The sequence below is a fragment of the Pseudomonas sp. MS01C9 genome, assembly GCF_058202755.1.
The window spans coordinates 4,756,484-4,777,455 of sequence record NZ_CM177073.1 but is presented as its reverse complement, the minus strand read 5'-3'; the positions used below and the strand labels follow the sequence as shown (position 1 = coordinate 4,777,455).

The following is a 20,972-nucleotide window of genomic DNA, read 5'->3' as shown; positions in this document are numbered from 1 at the left end:
GTCCGGCATCCGCCCCCGCGCTGGCACGAGGGCGGATGCCTAGGGCTTTTTTGGCCACCCCGGCACGTCGCGTCGGGTACCGGTCGGCAGTGCCCGGGGCGGCAGATCCCCCCACTGGCCTTGGCCTCCCCGGGGTTCGGTTGCGCGCTCGCCAGGCGCAGGCGGCGGGGAAGGCGCAGCGGCCGGATCCGTCCGTTCGCGCCGACGATGACGCAAGGCAAATTCAGCGACCGCGTCGATGTCGTCGACGGCGATGGCCTGCGCGCCGCGCCAAGCGGCATGGGCACGGGCGGCACGCAGCCAGACCAGGTCGGCGCGCAGGCCATCGACCCCAGCGGCAAAACAGCGCTCGGTAATCAGCGCCAGGGACGCATCGTCCAGGGCAATGGCCGGCAACAGGTCGCGGGCCTGCTGGCAACGATCGCGCAGGTGCTGCTGGGCCTGCGACCACTCGGCGCAGAACGCCACCGGATCGCTGTCGAAATCCAGCCGCCGTCGAATGATCTGCCCACGCTCCGCCGGTGCGGTATGCCCGTGGAGCGCCACGTTCAGGCCGAAGCGATCGAGCAGTTGCGGGCGCAGTTCGCCCTCTTCCGGGTTCATGGTGCCGATCAGCACGAAACGCGCCGGATGCCGATGGGAAATGCCGTCGCGCTCGATCACGTTGGTACCGCTGGCGGCCACATCCAGCAGCAGGTCCACCAGATGGTCGGGCAGCAGGTTCACCTCATCGACGTACAACACACCACCGTCGGCCTTGGCCAGCACGCCGGGGGAAAACTGCGCCCGACCCTCGCCCAGGGCCGCGTCCAGATCGAGGGTGCCCACCAGTCGCTCTTCCGTGGCGCCCAGGGGCAAGGTGACGAACTGACCGCTGGCCAACAGGTCCGCCAGGCCCCGGGCCAGGGTGGACTTGGCCATGCCCCGCGGCCCTTCGATCAGCACGCCGCCAATCCTGGGATCGATGGCGGCCAGGCACAGCGCCAGCTTCAGGTCATCGGCGCCGACCACGGCGCAGAGGGGGAAATGGGGTTGGGTCATATCTGATTCTCAAGGGTGGTCGATAACGTCAATACGAACAGAGTACCTGGCCGGCTGGCTGGACAATCAGCCATCCTCCTCGATGTCCAACAGCAAATTCTCCAACGCTTCGCGATACTCCCCCGGGTCCTGCCACATCCCTCGCTGCTGGGCTTCGAGCATGCGCTCGGTCATGTCCCGCAGGGCATCGGGGTTGTGCTGGCGAATGAATGCCTGGGTGTGCGGATCGAGCAGGTAGGCATCGGCCAGCAATGCGTACTGGTGATCATCGATCAACTGCGTAGTGGCGTCGAAGGCGAACAGGTTGTCCACCGTCGCCGCCAGTTCGAACGCACCTTTGTAGCCGTGGCGCTTGACTCCGTCGATCCACTTCGGGTTGACGGCCCGGGAACGGATGACGCGGTTGAGCTCTTCTTTCAGGGTGCGGATCCTTGGCAGGTCCGGCTGGCTGTGATCGCCATGATAGCTGGCTGCGGTTTCGCCGCTGAGGGTCTCCACCGCCGCCAACATGCCGCCCTGGAACTGGTAGTAATCGTTGGAATCGAGCAGGTCGTGCTCGCGGTTGTCCTGGTTCTGCAGCACCGCTTGCACCTGGCTCAGGCGTCGGGAGAACTGCTCCCGGGCGGCGGTGCCTTCATCGCTGCCGCCATAAGCGTAGCCGCCCCAGTTCAGGTAAACCTCGGCCAGGTCTTCGCGACTCTGCCACAGGCGACCGTCCACGGCGCCCTGCACGCCGGCGCCATAGGCCCCGGGCTTGGCCCCGAAGATCCGCCAGCCGGCCTGGCGCGCTGCCACTTCCGGATCCAGGCCCGACGCTGACAGGGCTTCGCGTTCTCCACGGACCTTGGCCGCCAGGGGGTTCATGTCATCCGGCTCGTCGAGGGCGGCGACAGCCTGGACCGCGGCATCGAACAGGCGGATCAGGTTGGCGAACGCGTCGCGGAAGAAGCCAGACACCCGCAACGTCACATCGACACGCGGCCGGTCCAGCAGGCTCAACGGCAGGATCTCGAAATCATCGACCCGCTGGCTGCCTGTGGCCCACACCGGCCGCACGCCCATCAGGGCCATGGCCTGGGCAATGTCGTCGCCGCCGGTGCGCATAGTGGCGGTGCCCCACACCGACAGGCCGAGCTGGCGCAGGTGATCACCGTGATCCTGCAGGTGCCGCTCGAGAATCAGGTTGGCCGATTGGAAGCCGATCCGCCACGCCGTGGTGGTGGGCAGGTTACGCACGTCCACCGAGAAGAAATTGCGCCCGGTGGGCAGCACGTCCAGGCGCCCGCGACTCGGCGCACCGCTTGGCCCGGCCGGCACGAAGCGCCCGCCGAGGGCATCGAGCAGACCGCGCATTTCCGCCGGACCGCAGGCATCCAGGCGCGGCGCCACGACCTCGCGCAGGTGCTCGACAATGCTGCTCACCGTCTCCCAGCCTGGCACGTCCAACCCCTCGACCGCGCCGTCCAGGGCCCGTTCGATCAACTGCGCTGCGAACAGCTCCAGGCGTTCGCGGGTATCGCCGACGGTACGCCAGGCCTGGTCGCTGACCTGACACAATGCCTGCGGACGACCGCCGCCCCAAGGCTCGGCCAAGGCGCAATCCAGGGGGTCGAAGCCCAGCTCGAACGCCCTGGCCAGGGCCCGCAGCAGACTGGACTGCGCACCCTTGCCGTCGCCACGGGGAATGCGCAACAACGCCAGCAACGTGTCGATGCGCAGCCGCCCGGCAGGGGATTGACCGAAGACATGCAGCCCGTCGCGGATCTGCGACTCCTTCAAGTCGCACAGGTAGGTGTCCAGGCGCGGCAGCCAGATCGCGGCGTCGGCGTCGCTGTCCAGGGCCGCGTCAAGTTGCAGCTCGCGATCGATGTGGGTCTCGCGCACCAGGCCGAGAATGTCCCGCTGCAGCTCCCGGGCCCGACGCGGATCCAGCAGTTGCGCCTCGTAGTACTCGTCGGCCAGCAACTCCAGGTTACGCAACGGCCCGTAGGTTTCGGCCCGGGTCAGGGGCGGCATCAAATGATCGATGATCACCGCCTGGGTACGGCGCTTGGCCTGGGCGCCCTCGCCCGGATCATTGACGATGAACGGATAGATGTTCGGCAACGGTCCCAGCAGCGCGTCCGGCCAGCAATTCGCCGACAGCCCGACGCCCTTGCCGGGCAGCCACTCGAGGTTGCCGTGCTTGCCGACATGAATGACCGCATGGGCGCCATAGGCGTGGCGCAGCCAGAAATAGAACGCCAGGTAACCATGGGGCGGCACCAGGTCCGGGTCGTGGTACACCGCGCTCGGATCGACCTGATACCCCCGGGCCGGCTGGATGCCGACGAACGTCAGGCCCAGGCGCAGGCCGGCGATCATCAGTCGCCCCTGGCGAAACATCGGATCCTTGTCGGGGGTGCCCCAGCGCTCCAGCACGGCCTGGCGGTTGGACTCGGGCAACGCATCGAACATCGCCCGATAGGCATCGAGGGACAGGCTCTGGTGACACGGACGCAGATCGAGGCTGTCCAGGTCGTTGCTGACCCCGCCGAGCAATTGCTGGATCAGCGCCGTGCCGCTGGCGGGCAATTGCGCTGGCAGCGGATAACCCTCGGCATGCAAGGCGCGCAGGATGTTCAGCGCCGCCGCTGGCGTGTCCAGGCCGACGCCGTTGCCGATGCGTCCATCCCGGGTCGGATAGTTGGCGAGAATCAGGGCTACACGTTTTTCCGCGTTGGGCAGACGCGCCAGGTCGGTCCAGCGCCGCGCCAGCTCGGCAACGAAATCCATGCGCTCGGGCACCGCCCGGTAGCAGACCACGTCGCTCTGGCTGAGCTCACTGCGCCAGGCCAGGTCCTTGAAACTGATGGGGCGACTGATGATCCGCCCGTCCAGCTCCGGCAAGGCAATGTGCATCGCCAGGTCCCGCGGGCCCAGGCCCTGCTCGCTGGCACGCCAGCCGGGCTCGTTGTCCTGGGCGCAGATCGCCTGGATCACCGGAACGTTGCGACGAAACGGGCGCAGGTGCGGTGCTTCGGGACTGGATTGGGCAAATCCCGTGGTGTTGAGGATCACCCCGGCCTCTGCCTCGTCGAGCCAGTCCTGCACCATGGCCAGGCAACCGGGCTCCTTGAGGCTCGCCACGGCCATCGGTAGCGGGTTGAGCCCCGCCGCTTGCAAACGCTGGCAGAACACATCGATGAACGCGGTATTCGCCGCTTGCAGGTGGGAGCGATAGAACAGCACCGCCGCCACCGGTTGTCCGGCCTGCCAGTCGGCTCGCCAGTCAGCGAGGCTGGCCTGGTTGTGCGTGGGGTGATAGATCGCCGTGCGTGGCAGGGCCTGCGGTTCGCCCCATGGATAATCGCGACCGAACCATTGGCTGGCGAGGTTATGGAAAAGGTCCAGGGCATTGCCCAGTCCGCCCTGGCGCAAGAACTGCCAGAGACGGTCGCGGTCCTCGACGGGGACGTTGCTCAGGTCGCTGAGTTCCGGATCAGGACGATCGTCCCCCGGCACCAGGATCAGCTTCACCCCGCGTCCGGCCAATGCCATCAGCCGTTCGATGCCGTAGCGCCAATAGCCGATACCGCCGTGCAGCGACAGCAGGATGACCTTGGCGTGGCGTAGCACGTCTTCGAAGTACAGGTCCACCGAGGCGTGGTTCTGCACTTGCATCGGGTTGGCGAGGCGAAACTCGGGATAATCGCCTGGCAACTGCTTCGCCGCTTCGGCCAGCAGCGCCAGGCTGGAGTCGCCACTGCACAGGATCACCAGCTCGGCGGGGGTCTGCCCCAGGTCGGCAATGTTGTCATCGGACACAAAACCGCCGGGCTGGGTCCTGAGCAGGTGCATGGGTCAGGCGCCGAGGGCGGCGCGCAACTGCGCTTCGAGCAGCCCGGCATCCAGGGCCTGGCCAATCAGGACCAGGCGAGTGACCCGCGCTTCATCCGCGCCCCACTGGCGATCGAAATGCTTGTCGAAGCGCGTACCGACGCCCTGGACCAACAGCCGCATCGGCTTGTTCGGAATCGCCGCGAAGCCTTTGACCCGCAGCACGCCGTGCTGGACCACCAGTTGGGTCAGGGCATCGAGCAACAGACTTTCGTCGGCCTGGGGCAGCTCGATGGAGATGGAGTCGAAGGCGTCATGATCGTGGTCGTCATCGTCGCCGTCGTGGTGATGGTCGTGATGGCTATGGCGGCCGTCGATGTGCTCTTCGGAACCTGCGCCGAGGCCGATCAGCACATCCAGGGGCAGGCGTCCGCTGCTGGCTTCGATGACCTTGACTGCCGGCGGCAGCTCTTCGGCCACCTCCAGGCGGACCTTCGCCAGGTCGCCTGGGCTGATCAGGTCGGCCTTGTTGAGAATCACCAGGTCGGCGCTGGCCAGTTGATCGGCGAACAGCTCATGCAGCGGTGACTCGTGGTCCAGGTTCGGATCGAGTTTGCGCTGGGCGTCCACCTGGTCGGGGAAGGCGGCGAAGGTACCGGCGGCCACGGCCGGGCTGTCGACCACGGTGATCACCGCATCGACAGTGCAGGCACTGCGGATTTCCGGCCATTGGAAGGCCTGGACCAACGGCTTGGGCAGGGCCAGGCCGGAGGTCTCGATCAGGATGTGATCGAGATCGCCACGCCGGGCCACCAGTTCGCGCATGACCGGGAAGAACTCTTCCTGGACCGTGCAGCACAGGCAACCGTTGGCCAGTTCGTAGACGCGGCCGTTGGCCTCTTCCTCGGTGCAACCGATGGAGCACTGCTTGAGGATCTCGCCGTCGATGCCCAGTTCGCCGAACTCGTTGACGATCACGGCGATACGACGCCCCTGGGCGTTGTCGAGCATGTGCCGCAGCAGGGTGGTCTTCCCCGAGCCGAGGAAACCGGTGACGATGGTGACGGGAAGCTTGGCCAGTGTTTTCATCGGATGCCCTTTGGCAAGGTGGCGGGCAAACGGGACGACAACCGCTGGCACAGGCGTGCGCGGAAGATTTCGCCACCGGATCACCCCGCCCGGTTTTAGTGAGAATCTGTGTCGAGGCAGGTCTCCTGGCTGACGGTGGGCCAGTCATCCGACTGGCAATTGCTGCGCCTTCCCGCGCACCCCGGATAAAGGGCATGCACAGTGGCCTTGCAGAAACATCACCGTTCACAGTTGCGGGGGCAGCCGCGGCTTGGACCGCGTTCCCTTCTTAGCTTCGGCGCAGGCCGAAGAACCTCGAAGGCGCAAGGCTACGCAGGGTGTGGGGACGGGTCAATCTCCGCAAGTAAGTTATGCGGTGTCCTTACCGCCGCCATCGCGAGCAGGCTCGCTCCCACATTGGATCCCGCAGCCCCCCCTGTGGGGGCGAGCTTGTTCGCGACGGGCTGCGCAGCGGCCCCCTGTGCATTGACGGCCCCGCCCCACCCATGCTCTCCTGTGCGCCTAGTTACGGGTGCCCTTCACAGGGTGAAACGGGAAACCGGTGAATCGTGTGCTTTACTCCAAAGCCACGTCAGTCCGGTGCTGCCCCCGCAACGGTAAGCGAGCGAAGCGTCTGAACCACTGTGTCCCCGGACATGGGAAGGTGACGCTTGCAGGCCAGGCACGAGCCCGGCACCTCGCGAGCCCGGAGACCGGCCCATGACTCAAGCATCAACAAACCCGCGGTGGGCGGGCGCTGTTCGAACCTCGGCGGTCTTTCGCCCGGGGTCTCATTGCGCTCGCATCCCCCACGGAACAAAAACAGAGGGAAGCGCCATGTCGACCATCAGCAGCACCGCCCGCACCGCCAGCAGCACCACCACCCTGAGCCAACGCCTGAGCGCCGCGATCCTGGCTTCGATCCTGGGTGCGGGGCTGGTCTATTTCGCCGGCTTCTCTCACATCGAAGCGGTGCACAACGCCGCCCACGATACCCGCCACAGCGCCGCCTTCCCCTGCCACTGAGAACTGACGACATGATCAAGCGTATCGCGCAGACCGCCGGTTTCAGCGGCTTGCTGGCCGCCCTGCTGCTGACCCTGTTGCAGAGCTTGTGGGTATCGCCACTGATTCTCCAGGCGGAAACCTTCGAGAAGGCTCCGGCGTCCGAGGTCCATGAGCACACCGACGGCGTTGCCCACACTCACGATGCCGAGGCGTGGGAGCCGGAAGACGGCTGGCAGCGCGTGCTGTCCACCACTGGCGGTAACCTGGTGGTCGCCGTGGGTTTTGCCCTGATGCTCGCGGGCCTGTACACCTTGCGCGCACCGACTCGCACCTCCCAGGGCCTGCTCTGGGGCCTGGCCGGTTACGCCACTTTCGTCCTGGCACCGACCCTTGGCCTGCCCCCGGAGTTGCCCGGCACCGCGGCGGCCGACCTGACCCAGCGGCAGATGTGGTGGATCGGCACTGCGGCGTCCACGGCGGTGGGCATCGCCCTGATCGCCTTCGGCAGGCATTGGCTGCTCAAGCTGTTGGGGGTCGCGACCTTGCTGGTGCCTCACCTCATCGGCGCGCCACAACCTGAAGTCCACTCGATGCTGGCGCCCGAAGCCCTGGAAAGCCAGTTCAAGATCGCCTCCCAGGTCACCAACATCGCCTTCTGGCTGGCCCTGGGCCTGATCAGCGCCTGGCTGTTTCGCCGTGACGGTCAAGCCCACCACGACACATGAGCACCGGGTCGATACTGGTGATCGGCCTGGGCTGTCAGCGCGGTTGCCCGGCCAGCACGCTGCGGGCCTTGCTCGAAGAGACGTTGTTGGCCCACGGCATCGAACTTCACCAAGTGCGGGCCCTGGCCAGCATCGACCTCAAGCGTGACGAGCCCGGGCTGCTGGAACTGGCCGGGCAACTGGCACTGCCGCTGACGTGCTTGAGTGCCGAACAGTTGGCCGGTTACGAGCAGCGGCTCAGTCATCGCTCCGAGATCGCCTTCGAGCGAACCGGTTGCTACGGCATCGCCGAAAGCGCCGCCCTGGCCTTGGCCGACCAATTGGGCACGAAACCCGCAACCCTGCTGATCCCTCGTCAAACAAGCCCCATGAGCACGTTGGCATTGGCGGTCGTGGCGTAAATCCCGATAATCGCCGTCCAGGATCATGAGCGATCTTCATATGGGCGACGCTCACCCCACCTTCCACAGGAGCCGGTCATGACCGTGTACTTCATCGGCGCCGGCCCCGGCGATCCGGAACTGATCACCGTCAAGGGCCAGCGCTTGATCCGCAGTTGCCCGGTGATCATCTACGCCGGCTCCCTGGTGCCGAGCGCCGTGCTCGATGGCCATTGCGCCGAACAAGTGGTCAACAGTGCCGAACTGCACCTGGAACAGATCGTCGGGCTGATGGAAACCGCCCACCGCAAAGGTCAGGACGTGGCCCGGGTGCACTCCGGCGACCCGAGCCTGTACGGCGCCATCGGTGAGCAGATTCGCTGCCTGCGGGCACTTGGCATTCCATTCGAGATCATCCCGGGCGTGACCGCGACCTCAGCCTGCGCAGCCCTGCTGGGCAGCGAACTGACCTTGCCGGATATCTCCCAGAGCGTGATCCTCACCCGTTACGCCGATAAATCCCCGATGCCTGCTGGGGAAGAACTGGGCAATCTGGCACAGCACCGGGCGACCATGGCGATTCACCTGGGGGTCAATCACCTGGAAAAGATCGTCGACGAACTGCTGCCCCACTACGGCGGCGACTGCCCGATTGCGGTGATCCACCGGGCGACGTGGCCGGATCAGGATTGGGTGGTGGGGACGTTGGCGGATATCGCCGGGAAGGTCCAGGCCAAGGGTTTGCGCCGAACGGCGTTGATCCTGGTGGGACGGGTGCTGGGCAATGATGTGTTCAGCGAATCGTCGCTGTACCGCGCCGGGCATGCGCATCTCTACAGGCCTTGACGTAGCCAACCCAGATCCCACAGGGACGGGGGTACAGGCTGACGGCAGAAACTATTGTGGCGAGGGAGCTTGCTCCCCCGCCACACACAATCCGCGGCGAACACGTATTCAGTAGTAGGCGTTTTCTTTCTGCGTATGGTCGGTCACGTCGCGCACGCCCTTGAGCTCCGGGATGCGCTCGAGCAAAGTGCGCTCGATGCCTTCCTTGAGGGTCACGTCGGCCTGGCCGCAGCCCTGGCAGCCGCCACCGAACTGGAGCACGGCGATGCCGTCTTCCACCACATCGATCAGCGACACCTGGCCGCCGTGGCTGGCCAGCCCTGGGTTGATCTCGGTTTGCAGGTAGTAGTTGATGCGCTCATTGATGGGACTGTCGGCGTTGACCATCGGAACCTTGGCGTTCGGCGCCTTGATGGTCAGCTGGCCACCCATGCGGTCGGTGGCATAGTCCACCACCGCGTCGTCCAGGAACGCTTCGCTGAAGGAATCGATGTAGGCGGTGAAGCTCTTGAGCCCCAGCGCGGTGTCTTCGGGCTTTTCTTCACCTGGCTTGCAATAGGCGATACACGTCTCTGCGTACTGGGTGCCAGGCTGGGTGATGAAGATGCGGATCCCGATTCCCGGGGTGTTCTGCTTGGACAGCAGGTCGGCCAGGTAATCGTGGGCGGCATCGGTAATGGTTATGGCGGTCATGGGAACTCCTCGCAGGCTTGCCGGCAGTTTACGCCAATCAGGGCGCCGGACAAAGTCCCAGTATTTTTGTCGGGAAAGCACCCGGCGCCGCAAGGTCTGCCGCCGGGCGCGCCCATCAGAGGTTCTGGTAGCGATTCATATCCAGCACCCCCTCCTCCAGGGGCTCCGTTTCCTGGATATAACGACTCAGATCGTGGAAGTAGTACCAGAATTGCGGGTGACTGCGACGAATGCCCCAGCGCTCGACAATCCGCTCGAAAGCCTGGGGATCCTCGGCATGCTCCATGGCCTCGACGAACGCCGGCACTTGCCCGGCCGGGATGTTGAACATGAAGTTGGGGTAGCTGCTGAGCACGCCGGGGTACACCGTCAGGGTGTCCAGCCCAGGCTGGTAACGCATCGCTTCACCCAGCAGGAACGCCACATTGCTGTGGGCGCGGTTGCGCAGCAGGCTGTAGACCTCCCGCCGGCCACCGGCGGTCTCGATGCGCAGCATGGTCGCCTCGGGCAAGTGGTGGATCACGCCAAGCCCCGCTGCCGGCCTTGAAACCAGGCGACTGAGGGCCTGTTCGGCGCTCTGCAGGTCCGGGTCGATGTTCGGACGCGAGCAATAGGCGCCGTCGCAACGATTGATCGGGTCGGGCCGCGCGTTCAGCTCTCCGTAACGGAGCAGCAATTGCCGGGCGAAATCCCGCTTGGGGTCACGCTCGTCAAGCTTGAGCGCGGTCGGCTTGTCGTTGTCGATGGCCTCGTAATCCAGCCACATCTTGAATTTGCCGCCGGACTGGTACCAGTCATCCAGGTAGCCTTCCCGCGAATCGGCAGGCATCAGGCGCAGGAAGTTCTGTTCCGCGCCGTTGCGGATCAGGTCGAAGTAGAGCCGGGTCTGGGCCTGGTGGGAAACATTGCCGAACACATCGAAATTGACCGCCAATTGATAATAGGTGCGCTCCAGCAACGGGAAATCGAACAGCCACAAGGTTTGCGGCACGTCGCCAATCAGGCCCTTGGTGACCGAGGCACTGTCGAAGTGGCGAAAAATGCTCAGCAAGGCGTTGTCATTGCCGGCCCACAGGCTCGACCAGCTCGGGGCCGGCACATCGGCGTAATTGTCCCGCCGCAACGCTTCGTACTCGTTGCGCTTGTCGCGGTAATCGAGCCACAGGCTGAGGACGCTGCCCACGTCATCGTTCTGCCCTGGCATCGCCAGCAACGGCGTGGCCTGGCCGCGGTAGTTCGGGTCGGTGATATAAAGGTCATGCTCTGGGGCCTGGAACAGGGCCCAGAAGTTGTCGCGAATCACATCCGTGGCGATCTGGCCCCGGCACACCGGGCCACGGATGAAGGTCCGGACGAAATACTCGGCGCTGTCAAGCATGAACTGGTAGCGAGCCTGGGCCGGGATCGCCTCGAAGGTGGAGAACGGATTGGAACGGCGCTCCGGCCCGTAGCCCGGCAATGCCGTGACCTGCCAGTCGCCCTTGTAGAACAGGCTCTTGATCCGCGCCATCCTGGCCGCGCTCAACCCATAGGTGATGTGCGTCTTGTGCACGATCACCCCCTGCACCGGCCAGAGGCGGTAATAGAACCGGGTGCCGGGGTCGTCGTTCGGGCGTCGGGTGTTGATCAGGTCGATCGGCTGGCCGGACGGTGTGCGCGAACGCACCCACTGGAAGAAATGCCCCCGCTCGCCATCCTTGAAGTAGATGTGGGCCAGGAACCAGTGCTCGAACAGCCAGCGGGCAACCAGGCTTTCACGGGCGCCGGGGGCGTTGAGCAGGTTCTCCCATTGCAACACTTGCAGGGCTTCGGCGGCGCTTGGAGCCAGGGCTTGCTGGTCGACAGGCGCGCCGGAGGCCAGCCAACGCTGCAAGGTCTGGTATTGCTGGTCGGTCAGGCCCGTGACGGCCAGGGGCATGCCTTCCCTGGGGTGCGCCGCAGCGTATTGATCGAATTGCCCCGGCATGGGGCAACTGTTGTCCCGGTCGAGCCCCAGCACGATGTCTTGCGGCAGCTTGGCGTTGGGTTGCAACGGCGCGCCGTGCCCCAGCGCCAGCATCCGCGCCATCAATGCCGCCTGGCTGCCCTGGGCATCGAGCACCGAATAGAAGCCCTTGCGCTGCCAGGCGTGCGGACCGGAAGCGTCATAGAACAAGCGAGTGGGTACAGCGGCCTGGCGCCGCTCGCCGTCGTATACCGATAGCTTGCTGGCGCCCCGGGTGGCGCCTTCGGCACTGCCCAGGTTCAGTTGGCAGGCGGAGTCATAGCAGGCGTGGCACGCCACGCATTTCTCGGTAAAGATCGGCTGGATGTCGCGCGTGTAGGAAAGCGCTGAAACGGAATCCTTGGCTACTGCGTGAAATGACAACAGCAGCAACAGACTGCCGAATAAGACGCGGTACGGCATGTCTCGGTCCCTGGGAAATGATCCGGCGATTCTACCGGGCCAGCACTCCGATGCAAACATGAGCGACATTCATGTAAAAGCCAGTCGAGATCAAATCCTGCACAGGTTTGATATCATCCCGGCCTTCGCAATGGCTTTTTTTCCAGGTAGTCCTATGTCCGATCGCAGCGCTCGCCTTTATCTTCTCCAGCAGGCCCTCAAGGAACGTATCCTGATCCTTGACGGTGGCATGGGCACGATGATCCAGAGCTACAAGCTGGAGGAACAGGACTACCGCGGCAAACGCTTCGCCGACTGGCCGAGCGACGTCAAGGGCAACAACGACCTGTTGGTGCTGACCCGCCCCGACGTCATCGGCTCCATCGAAAAAGCCTACCTGGATGCCGGCGCCGACATCCTGGAAACCAACACCTTCAACGCCACCCAGGTCTCCCAGGCCGACTACGGCATGCAGGGCCTGGCCTACGAGCTGAACCTGGAAGGTGCGCGCCTGGCCCGCCAGGTAGCCGATGCCAAGACCCTGGAAACCCCGGACAAGCCGCGCTTCGTTGCCGGCGTGCTGGGCCCCACCAGTCGTACCTGCTCGCTGTCGCCGGACGTGAACAACCCCGGTTACCGCAACGTGACCTTCGACGAACTGGTGGAGAACTACACCGAGGCCACCAAGGGCCTGATCGATGGCGGCGCCGACCTGATCCTGATCGAAACCATCTTCGACACGCTGAACGCCAAGGCTGCGATCTTCGCCGTGCAGGGCGTATTCGAGGAATTGGGCGTCGAACTGCCGATCATGATCTCCGGCACCATCACCGACGCCTCCGGCCGCACCCTCTCCGGCCAGACCACCGAAGCCTTCTGGAACTCCGTGGCCCACGCCAAGCCGATTTCCGTAGGCTTGAACTGTGCCCTGGGCGCCAGTGAACTGCGGCCGTACCTGGAAGAGCTGTCGAACAAGGCCAACACCCACGTCTCGGCTCACCCGAACGCCGGCCTGCCCAACGAGTTCGGCGAGTACGACGAACTGCCGGCCGAGACCGCCAAGGTCATCGAGGAGTTCGCCCAGAGCGGCTTCCTGAACATCGTCGGCGGTTGCTGCGGCACCACGCCGGCGCACATCGAAGCCATCGCCAAGGCCGTGGCCGGCTACGCGCCGCGGCAGATCCCGGAGATCCCCCGAGCGTGCCGCCTGTCGGGCCTGGAACCGTTCACCATCGATCGCAACTCGCTGTTCGTCAACGTCGGCGAGCGGACCAACATCACCGGTTCCGCCAAGTTCGCCCGGCTGATCCGCGAGGACAACTACACCGAAGCCCTGGAAGTGGCGCTGCAGCAGGTCGAGGCCGGCGCCCAGGTGATCGACATCAACATGGACGAGGGCATGCTCGATTCGAAGAAGGCCATGGTGACCTTCCTCAACCTGATCGCCGGTGAACCGGACATTTCCCGCGTGCCGATCATGATCGACTCCTCCAAATGGGAAGTGATCGAAGCCGGTCTCAAGTGCATCCAGGGCAAGGGCATCGTCAACTCCATCAGCATGAAGGAAGGCGTCGAGCAGTTCATTCATCACGCCAAGCTGTGCAAGCGCTACGGCGCCGCCGTGGTGGTGATGGCCTTCGACGAAGCCGGCCAGGCCGACACCGAGGCGCGCAAGAAGGAAATCTGCAAGCGCTCCTACGACATCCTGGTCAACGAAGTCGGCTTCCCGCCGGAAGACATCATCTTCGACCCGAACATCTTCGCCGTCGCCACCGGTATCGAAGAGCACAACAACTACGCCGTGGACTTCATCAATGCCTGCGCCTATGTCCGCGACGAACTGCCGTACGCGCTGACCTCCGGCGGGGTGTCCAACGTGTCGTTCTCGTTCCGGGGCAACAACCCGGTGCGCGAGGCGATCCACTCGGTGTTCCTGCTGTACGCGATCCGCGCGGGCCTGACCATGGGCATCGTCAACGCCGGCCAACTGGAAATCTACGACCAGATCCCGGTGGAACTGCGCGATGCGGTGGAAGACGTGATCCTCAACCGTACCCCGGAAGGCACCGACGCCCTGCTCGCCATCGCCGACAAGTACAAGGGCGACGGCAGCGTCAAGGAAGCGGAAACCGAGGAGTGGCGCAACTGGGACGTCAACAAGCGCCTGGAACACGCGCTGGTCAAGGGCATCACCACCCATATCGTCGAAGACACCGAAGAGTCACGCCTGTCCTTCGCCCGCCCGATCGAAGTGATCGAAGGTCCGTTGATGGCCGGCATGAACATCGTCGGCGACCTGTTCGGCGCCGGCAAGATGTTCCTGCCCCAGGTGGTCAAGTCCGCCCGGGTGATGAAACAGGCGGTGGCCCACCTGATCCCGTTCATCGAGGCGGAAAAAGGCGACAAGCCGGAAGCCAAGGGCAAGATCCTGATGGCGACGGTCAAGGGCGACGTCCATGATATCGGCAAGAACATCGTCGGCGTCGTGCTGGGTTGCAACGGCTATGACATCGTCGACCTGGGTGTGATGGTGCCTGCCGAGAAGATCCTGCAGGTGGCCCGGGACGAGAAATGCGACATCATCGGCCTGTCCGGCCTGATCACCCCTTCTCTGGATGAAATGGTGCATGTGGCGCGCGAGATGCAGCGCCAGGATTTCCACCTGCCGCTGATGATCGGTGGCGCAACGACCTCCAAGGCCCATACGGCCGTGAAGATCGAGCCCAAGTACAGCAACGATGCGGTGATCTACGTGACCGACGCGTCCCGCGCCGTGGGCGTGGCCACGCAGTTGCTGTCCAAGGAGCTCAAGCCCGCCTTCGTCGAGAAGGCCCGGCAGGATTACCAGGAGGTTCGCGAGCGCACCGCCAACCGCAGCGCCCGCACCGAACGCCTGAGCTATTCGGCGGCCGTGGCGAAGAAGCCACAGTTCGACTGGAGCAGCTACCAGCCGGTCAAGCCGACGTTCACCGGCACCCGGGTACTGGAGGATATCGACCTTGACGTGCTGGCCGAATACATCGACTGGACACCGTTCTTCATCTCCTGGGACCTGGCTGGCAAGTTCCCGCGCATCCTCACCGACGAAGTGGTCGGTGAAGCCGCCACCGCGCTGTACGCCGACGCCCAGGCGATGCTGCGCAAACTGATCGACGAAAAACTCATCAGCGCCCGCGCCGTGTTCGGCTTCTGGCCAGCCAACCAGGTGCATGACGACGACCTGGAGGTCTATGGCGAGGACGGCAAGCCGATGGCCCGCCTGCATCACCTGCGCCAGCAGATCATCAAGACCGACGGCAAGCCGAATTTTTCCCTGGCCGACTTCGTCGCCCCCAAGGACAGCGGCGTGACCGACTATGTCGGGGGCTTCATCACCACCGCCGGCATCGGCGCCGAGGAAGTGGCCAAGGCCTACCAGGATGCTGGCGACGACTACAACTCGATCATGGTCAAGGCCCTGGCCGACCGTCTGGCCGAGGCATGCGCCGAGTGGCTGCACCAACAGGTGCGCAAGGACTATTGGGGGTATGCCAAGGACGAGAACCTGGACAACGAAGCCCTCATCAAGGAGCAGTACACCGGCATCCGCCCCGCCCCTGGCTATCCGGCCTGCCCGGATCACACCGAGAAAGCCACCCTGTTCCGCCTGCTCGATCCCCAGGCCAGCGAAATGAAGGCCGGGCGCAGTGGTGTGTTCCTCACCGAACATTACGCCATGTTCCCGGCGGCCGCGGTCAGCGGTTGGTATTTCGCCCATCCCCAGGCGCAGTATTTTGCCGTGGGCAAGATCGACAAGGACCAGGTCCAGAGCTACACCGCCCGCAAGGGCCAGGAACTGAGCGTGACCGAGCGCTGGCTGGCGCCGAACCTGGGCTACGACAGCTAAGGCGGCGTAACTGACAGGATCGCGGCCTACGGCGCGGCAGGTCGCGATCTTTTGTCTATGCTTGTCCCAGACCCATGGCAGACGAGGGATTTATGGACGATCCAGTCGACAACAAGCCGCCCACCCTGTTGCAGATGGTACACAGCGTACTGGCTGCCGCTTTCGGGGTGCAGAGCGGCAAGAACCGCGCCCGGGATTTCACCCACGGCAAACCGAGCCACTTCGTGATCCTGGGCATCGCGTTCACGGTGGTCTTCGCGCTGACGCTGTTTGGCATCGTCAAGCTGGTGGTGCACCTGGCGGGGCTGTAGCGCTCTCCAACACAACACACGACCTTGTGGGAGCGAGCTTGCTCGCGATAGCGGTGGTTCAGTCGGATTGAGGTCGACTGGTACACCGTTATCGCGAGCAAGCTCGCTCCCACAGGTTTTTCATCGCCAGGGATCAACCGTTCACTGGTGACTGACCCAGAACACAGCGGTGCCCACCACCAGGATAATCAGGAACAGGATGGCCCAGGCATCAACGGTACTGTCGCTTTTCCTTGCTTTGGTCGGATTGCTCATTGCATCGCCTCTTGTCGGTTTTTTAGGTGATTGCATGGGGACTCGACCACAGTTAAGACGATGATTGCCCGCACGACAAATGTGGGTTAGCCAATAATCAATCTCATTAGTCGATTTGGTTCTTTACATATACTCAAACATCACTTTTGCGCATAACCCAAAACAGGTATCTTGCACCGGCTCCCCTAGGAGTGCGCGGCCGTGCGCGCAGAATTGCCGAGGCAGAACCCGATTCCAGCGAGCCAACACGCAGCTGTTTCTGATCGGCCCAAGCCTGAGACCGAGACTTATATGTACGTATATGACGAGTACGATCAGCGGATCATCGAGGACCGCGTCAAGCAGTTCCGTGATCAGACCCGACGCTATCTGGCAGGCGAGCTGAGCGAAGAAGAATTCCGCCCTCTGCGCTTGCAGAATGGCCTGTATATCCAGCGTTTCGCCCCCATGCTGCGCGTGGCGGTGCCTTATGGCCAACTGGCCTCGCGCCAGGTACGCAAACTGGCCCAGATCGCCCGTGACTACGACAAGGGCTACGCCCACATCAGCACCCGGCAGAACGTCCAATACAACTGGCCGGCCCTGGAAGACGTACCGGACATCCTGGCCGAGCTGGCGACCGTGCAGATGCATGCCATCCAGACCAGCGGCAACTGCCTGCGCAACGTCACCACCGACCAGTTCGCCGGCGTCGCGGCCGATGAGTTGATCGACCCGCGTCCGTGGTGCGAGATCGTGCGCCAGTGGACCACCTTCCACCCGGAATTCGCCTACCTGCCGCGCAAGTTCAAGATCGCCATCAACGGCTCGACCTCGGATCGCGCGGCCATCGAAGTCCACGACATCGGCCTGGAGGCGGTCTACAACGCCGAGGGCGAGCTGGGCTTCCGGGTACTGGTGGGCGGTGGGCTCGGCCGTACCCCGGTGGTGGGCTCGTTCATCAACGAGTTCCTTCCCTGGCAGGACCTGCTGAGCTATCTCGACGCCATCCTGCGGGTTTACAACCGCTACGGCCGTCGCGACAACAAATACAAGGCGCGGATCAAGATCCTGGTCAAGGCCCTTACCCCTGAAGTGTTCGCCGAGAAGGTCGAGGCCGAGATGGTCCACCTGCGCGGTGGCCAGACCACGCTGACCGAAGCCGAAGTCCATCGGGTCGCCCGGCATTTCGTCGACCCGCAGTACAAGACCCTGGCCAATCAGGACGCCGAACTGGCTGCGCTGGACAAGGAACACCCAGGCTTCGCCCGCTGGCGTACCCGCAACACCCTGGCCCACAAGAAGCCGGGTTACGTCGCGGTGACCTTGTCCCTGAAGCCGACCGGCGTCGCCCCCGGCGACATCACCGACAAGCAGCTCGATGCCGTGGCCGACCTGGCCGACCGCTACAGCTTCGGCCTGCTGCGCACCTCCCACGAGCAGAACATCATCCTGGCGGATGTCGAGCAAAGCCAGCTGTTCACCCTGTGGGGCGAATTGCGCGAGCAAGGTTTCGCCACGCCGAACATCGGCCTGCTGACCGACATGATCTGCTGCCCGGGGGGAGACTTCTGCTCCCTGGCCAACGCCAAGTCGATCCCTATCGCCGAATCGATCCAGCGTCGCTTCGACGACCTGGACTACCTGTTCGACATCGGCGAACTGGACCTGAACATTTCCGGCTGCATGAACGCCTGCGGTCACCACCACGTGGGCCATATCGGCATCCTGGGTGTGGACAAGAAAGGCGAGGAGTTCTATCAGGTCTCCCTGGGCGGCAGCGGTACCCGCGGGGCCAGCCTGGGCAAGATCCTCGGCCCGTCGTTTGCGCAGGATGACATGCCCGACGTGATCGAGAAGCTGATCGACGTGTACATCGAACAACGTACCGAAGACGAGCGGTTCATCGACACCTATCAACGTATCGGCATCGACCTCTTCAAGGAACGCGTCTATGCAGCGAATCATTAAGAACAACGAGGTCATCGACGAAACCTGGCACCTGTTGCCCAAGGACGCGACTCTCGATGGCATCTCCAACTGCGACGACCTGATCGTGCCCCTGGCCTTGTGGCGTGATCACGCTCGCGCCCTGCAGGCCCGTGACGGCGGCCTGGGTGTATGGCTGGACGCCGACGAGGAAGCGGAGGAAATCGGCGACGACGCCAATCAGTTCCAGGTCATCGCGCTGAATTTCCCTGCGTTCACCGATGGGCGCAGCTATTCCAACGCACGCCTGCTGCGCGACCGCTACGGCTTCAAGGGCGAGCTGCGAGCCATTGGCGACGTCCTGCGCGACCAGTTGTTCTACATGCGCCGCTGCGGTTTCGATGCCTTTGCCCTGCGGGCCGACAAAGACCCCTACGAAGCCCTAGAAAGCCTCAAGGACTTTTCGGTGACCTACCAGGCAGCGACTGACGAACCGTTGCCGCTGTTTCGTCGGCGCTGATAGCGCTCGATAAAAAAAGCCCTGACCCGGTACACCAGGTCAGGGCTTTTTCATTGTGGTCGCGATGAGCAGCAGCCCCGCGCAGGAGCGAGCCTGCTCCCACGACGGTCGGCGGTGAGGGGGTTACCAGAAACGCTGCTGGGTAAGGCGGCTCCACCAGTTCAGCAGTACCCGGTCCACCGAACCGCTGGCGGCCATGCCAATACGCTCCTGCAGGCTTTTGCGTTCGGCGTAGTGCAGATGATACAGCTCGGCGCTCTTGGCCCGTTCGGCCAGGTATTCGTCACTGGTCTTCAGTTCGTCCACCAGTTGCTTGTCCAACGCCGCGACACCCAGCCAGACCTCACCGGTAGCGACTTCATCGATGGCCAGTTGCGGGCGGTAGCTGGACACGAAGCGCTTGAACAGCTGGTGGGTGATGTCCAGGTCCTGCTGGAATTTTTCCCGGCCTTTCTCGGTGTTTTCGCCAAAGACCGTCAACGTGCGCTTGTATTCACCGGCGGTGAGGACCTCGAAGTCGATGTCATGTTTCTTCAGCAGGCGATTGACGTTCGGCAACTGGGCCACGACGCCAATGGAGCCAAGAATGGCGAAAGGCGCGCTGATGATCTTCTCGCCAATACAGGCCATCATGTAGCCGCCGCTGGCCGCGACCTTGTCGATGCACACCGTCAGCGGTATGCCGGCCTGGCGGATCCGGGCCAGTTGCGAAGAGGCCAGGCCGTAGCTGTGGACCATGCCGCCACCGCTCTCCAGGCGCAACACCACTTCGTCCTTGGGCGTCGCCAGGGTCAACAGCGCGGTGATCTCATGCCGCAGGCTCTCGGTGGCCGATGCCTTGATATCACCGTCGAAGTCCAGCACGAAGACCCGGGCCTTGGTGGCGGGCTTGTCCTTCTGTTTCTTCTTCGCCTTGTCAGCCTTGCCTTCGCTCTTGCGCAGGGCCTTGAGCTGATCCTTGTCCAGCAGCGTCTGCTCCAGGCGCTCACGCAACCCTTTGTAGAAATCGTTGAGTTTGCTCACCTGCAACTGACCGGCCGTCTTGCGCCGCCCCTTGCTGCGCAGGGCTGCAAAACTGGCCAATACCACCAGTATGGCGATCACCAGCGTCACAGTCTTGGCCAGGAAACCGGCGTATTCGATAAAAAACTCCACGATGACTCCTAATAGATTCAACCCACCGCTCGCAGGCGGATACCAGACGCTCCCAGCATACCCATGCACCCGCGTCGCTGCCAGCCGGGAAACCTATGGTTACCTTACACAAGACGAGGCTGGACAAGGCTGTAACGGGCATTTCAAACAAGCGTATGTTTTTTCATTGACAGCTCACCGCCATCCTCATAACCTCGCCAGACCTTCAACGTACCGGGATGACGCGGACGTGGGCAGCATCTACCTGATTCGACATGGCCAGGCCTCCTTTGGTGCGGACGACTACGACGTCCTCTCGCCCAATGGCGTACGCCAGGCCCAAGTGCTCGGCAGTCACCTGGCGGAACTCGGTGTCGTATTCGACCGTTGCCTCTCGGGCGACCTGCGTCGTCAGCAGGACACCGCCACGGGCGCGCTGGGCCGGATGTCCGCCGCGGGCTTGCCGGTTCCCGAGCTGGAAATCGACGCTGCGTTCAACGAGTTCGACGCCGACGCGGTGATTCGCGCCCTGCTGCCGGACATGCTCCCCCAGGAACCCGAAGCGCTCCACATCCTGCGCAACGCCCCACAGAACCGCGCCGAGTTCCAGCGCATCTTCGCTTTGATCGTCGAGCGCTGGCTCAGCGGCCGATACGACCCACCCGGGCTGGAAAGCTGGCTGGGGTTCGTGGAACGGGTCCAGGCCGGCCTGCACCGCCTCCTGGACCAGGCCGACAGCAGCCATAAGATCGCCGTGTTCACCTCCGGCGGCACCATCACCGCCCTGCTTCACCTGATCACCCGGATCCCTGCCCCGCAGGCCTTCGAATTGAATTGGCAAATCGTCAACACCTCGCTCAACCACCTGAAATTCAGGGGGCGCGAGGTCGCCCTGGCTTCCTTCAACAGTCACGCCCACCTGCAACTGTTGAGGACCCCGGACCTCATCACCTTTCGTTGAGGTCGAGTTACCGCAGACCCTTGCTGTATCC

Annotated in this window: 15 protein-coding genes and 2 riboswitches; of the genes, 9 read left to right on the top strand and 6 right to left on the bottom strand. The window is 63.8% G+C overall.

From position 1 onward, the window contains the following. Positions 1-39: 39 nt before the first annotated feature. From AC1M7R_RS21790 to cobW, 3 genes are all read right to left on the bottom strand, one after another. Complete coding sequence (locus AC1M7R_RS21790; RefSeq protein WP_072430448.1) at positions 40-1,041, bottom strand: magnesium chelatase ATPase subunit I; 1,002 nt, start codon at positions 1,039-1,041, stop codon at positions 40-42. A gap of 66 nt (positions 1,042-1,107) precedes the next feature. Continuing rightward, positions 1,108-4,881, bottom strand: a complete 3,774-nt coding sequence (gene cobN, locus AC1M7R_RS21785; RefSeq protein WP_490609910.1) for a cobaltochelatase subunit CobN — start codon at positions 4,879-4,881, stop codon at positions 1,108-1,110. A gap of 3 nt (positions 4,882-4,884) precedes the next feature. Continuing rightward, positions 4,885-5,949: a cobalamin biosynthesis protein CobW gene (gene cobW / locus AC1M7R_RS21780; protein WP_490609909.1), complete on the bottom strand. Its 1,065-nt coding sequence runs from the start codon at positions 5,947-5,949 to the stop codon at positions 4,885-4,887. Positions 5,950-6,047: 98 nt separating this feature from the next. After that, a riboswitch (cobalamin riboswitch) is annotated at positions 6,048-6,261 on the bottom strand. 180 nt (positions 6,262-6,441) lie between these two features. Then, positions 6,442-6,664, top strand: a riboswitch (cobalamin riboswitch). Between the two features lie 101 nt (positions 6,665-6,765). Between cobW and AC1M7R_RS21775 the strand changes: the two genes are divergently transcribed. The 4 genes from AC1M7R_RS21775 (at position 6,766) to cobM (ending at position 8,887) form a co-directional block, all read left to right on the top strand. Then, entirely contained in the window at positions 6,766-6,954 is a 189-nt protein-coding gene (locus tag AC1M7R_RS21775) for a CbtB domain-containing protein (protein ID WP_014338677.1), read from the top strand. An 11-nt stretch (positions 6,955-6,965) separates the two neighbouring features. Further along, positions 6,966-7,661 (top strand): CbtA family protein, encoded by a 696-nt coding sequence (locus AC1M7R_RS21770; RefSeq protein WP_072458484.1) that lies wholly within the window; start codon positions 6,966-6,968, stop codon positions 7,659-7,661. Continuing rightward, positions 7,658-8,062: a cobalamin biosynthesis protein gene (locus AC1M7R_RS21765; RefSeq protein WP_490609908.1), complete on the top strand. Its 405-nt coding sequence runs from the start codon at positions 7,658-7,660 to the stop codon at positions 8,060-8,062. The genes AC1M7R_RS21770 and AC1M7R_RS21765 overlap by 4 nt, the downstream gene beginning before the upstream one ends. Before the next feature lie 78 nt (positions 8,063-8,140). Continuing rightward, positions 8,141-8,887, top strand: a complete 747-nt coding sequence (cobM, locus tag AC1M7R_RS21760; protein ID WP_072394375.1) for a precorrin-4 C(11)-methyltransferase — start codon at positions 8,141-8,143, stop codon at positions 8,885-8,887. A 108-nt stretch (positions 8,888-8,995) separates the two neighbouring features. Here the strand turns inward: cobM and nfuA are convergent, their stop codons facing one another. Beyond that, entirely contained in the window at positions 8,996-9,580 is a 585-nt protein-coding gene (nfuA, locus tag AC1M7R_RS21755) for a Fe-S biogenesis protein NfuA (RefSeq protein ID WP_024781251.1), read from the bottom strand. 115 nt (positions 9,581-9,695) lie between these two features. Further along, complete coding sequence (locus AC1M7R_RS21750; RefSeq protein ID WP_072458485.1) at positions 9,696-11,987, bottom strand: fatty acid cis/trans isomerase; 2,292 nt, start codon at positions 11,985-11,987, stop codon at positions 9,696-9,698. A 154-nt stretch (positions 11,988-12,141) separates the two neighbouring features. On the opposite strand from AC1M7R_RS21750, the gene metH reads away from it, so the two are divergent. From metH to AC1M7R_RS21730, 4 genes are all read left to right on the top strand, one after another. Beyond that, positions 12,142-15,852 carry a methionine synthase gene (gene metH, locus AC1M7R_RS21745; RefSeq protein WP_072394369.1) on the top strand — a complete coding sequence of 1,237 codons (3,711 nt, stop codon included), beginning with the start codon at positions 12,142-12,144 and terminating at the stop codon, positions 15,850-15,852. A gap of 92 nt (positions 15,853-15,944) precedes the next feature. Beyond that, positions 15,945-16,163, top strand: coding sequence for a DUF2970 domain-containing protein (locus AC1M7R_RS21740; RefSeq protein WP_072394366.1), 219 nt, complete (start codon positions 15,945-15,947; stop codon positions 16,161-16,163). Positions 16,164-16,709: 546 nt separating this feature from the next. Beyond that, on the top strand, positions 16,710-18,368 hold the full coding sequence (locus AC1M7R_RS21735) for a nitrite/sulfite reductase (protein WP_072394363.1): 1,659 nt from the start codon (positions 16,710-16,712) through the stop codon (positions 18,366-18,368). Continuing rightward, on the top strand, positions 18,352-18,846 hold the full coding sequence (locus AC1M7R_RS21730) for a DUF934 domain-containing protein (RefSeq protein ID WP_053154313.1): 495 nt from the start codon (positions 18,352-18,354) through the stop codon (positions 18,844-18,846). The genes AC1M7R_RS21735 and AC1M7R_RS21730 overlap by 17 nt, the downstream gene beginning before the upstream one ends. Positions 18,847-18,969: 123 nt before the next feature. Here AC1M7R_RS21730 and sohB read toward each other — a convergent pair whose 3' ends face one another. Continuing rightward, positions 18,970-20,001, bottom strand: coding sequence for a protease SohB (gene sohB / locus AC1M7R_RS21725; protein ID WP_072394361.1), 1,032 nt, complete (start codon positions 19,999-20,001; stop codon positions 18,970-18,972). 229 nt (positions 20,002-20,230) lie between these two features. On the opposite strand from sohB, the gene AC1M7R_RS21720 reads away from it, so the two are divergent. Next, a complete protein-coding gene (locus AC1M7R_RS21720) occupies positions 20,231-20,941 on the top strand; it encodes a histidine phosphatase family protein (RefSeq protein WP_072394357.1) in 711 nt (236 codons plus the stop codon). Positions 20,942-20,972 lie beyond the last annotated feature (31 nt).

Coding starts and splice junctions, on each gene's coding strand:
- AC1M7R_RS21790 (WP_072430448.1), bottom strand. CDS start 1,041: ATGACCCAACCCCATTTCCCCCTCTGCGCCGTGGTCGGCGCCGATGAC.
- cobN (WP_490609910.1), bottom strand. CDS start 4,881: ATGCACCTGCTCAGGACCCAGCCCGGCGGTTTTGTGTCCGATGACAAC.
- cobW (WP_490609909.1), bottom strand. CDS start 5,949: ATGAAAACACTGGCCAAGCTTCCCGTCACCATCGTCACCGGTTTCCTC.
- AC1M7R_RS21775 (WP_014338677.1), top strand. CDS start 6,766: ATGTCGACCATCAGCAGCACCGCCCGCACCGCCAGCAGCACCACCACC.
- AC1M7R_RS21770 (WP_072458484.1), top strand. CDS start 6,966: ATGATCAAGCGTATCGCGCAGACCGCCGGTTTCAGCGGCTTGCTGGCC.
- AC1M7R_RS21765 (WP_490609908.1), top strand. CDS start 7,658: ATGAGCACCGGGTCGATACTGGTGATCGGCCTGGGCTGTCAGCGCGGT.
- cobM (WP_072394375.1), top strand. CDS start 8,141: ATGACCGTGTACTTCATCGGCGCCGGCCCCGGCGATCCGGAACTGATC.
- nfuA (WP_024781251.1), bottom strand. CDS start 9,580: ATGACCGCCATAACCATTACCGATGCCGCCCACGATTACCTGGCCGAC.
- AC1M7R_RS21750 (WP_072458485.1), bottom strand. CDS start 11,987: ATGCCGTACCGCGTCTTATTCGGCAGTCTGTTGCTGCTGTTGTCATTT.
- metH (WP_072394369.1), top strand. CDS start 12,142: ATGTCCGATCGCAGCGCTCGCCTTTATCTTCTCCAGCAGGCCCTCAAG.
- AC1M7R_RS21740 (WP_072394366.1), top strand. CDS start 15,945: ATGGACGATCCAGTCGACAACAAGCCGCCCACCCTGTTGCAGATGGTA.
- AC1M7R_RS21735 (WP_072394363.1), top strand. CDS start 16,710: ATGTACGTATATGACGAGTACGATCAGCGGATCATCGAGGACCGCGTC.
- AC1M7R_RS21730 (WP_053154313.1), top strand. CDS start 18,352: ATGCAGCGAATCATTAAGAACAACGAGGTCATCGACGAAACCTGGCAC.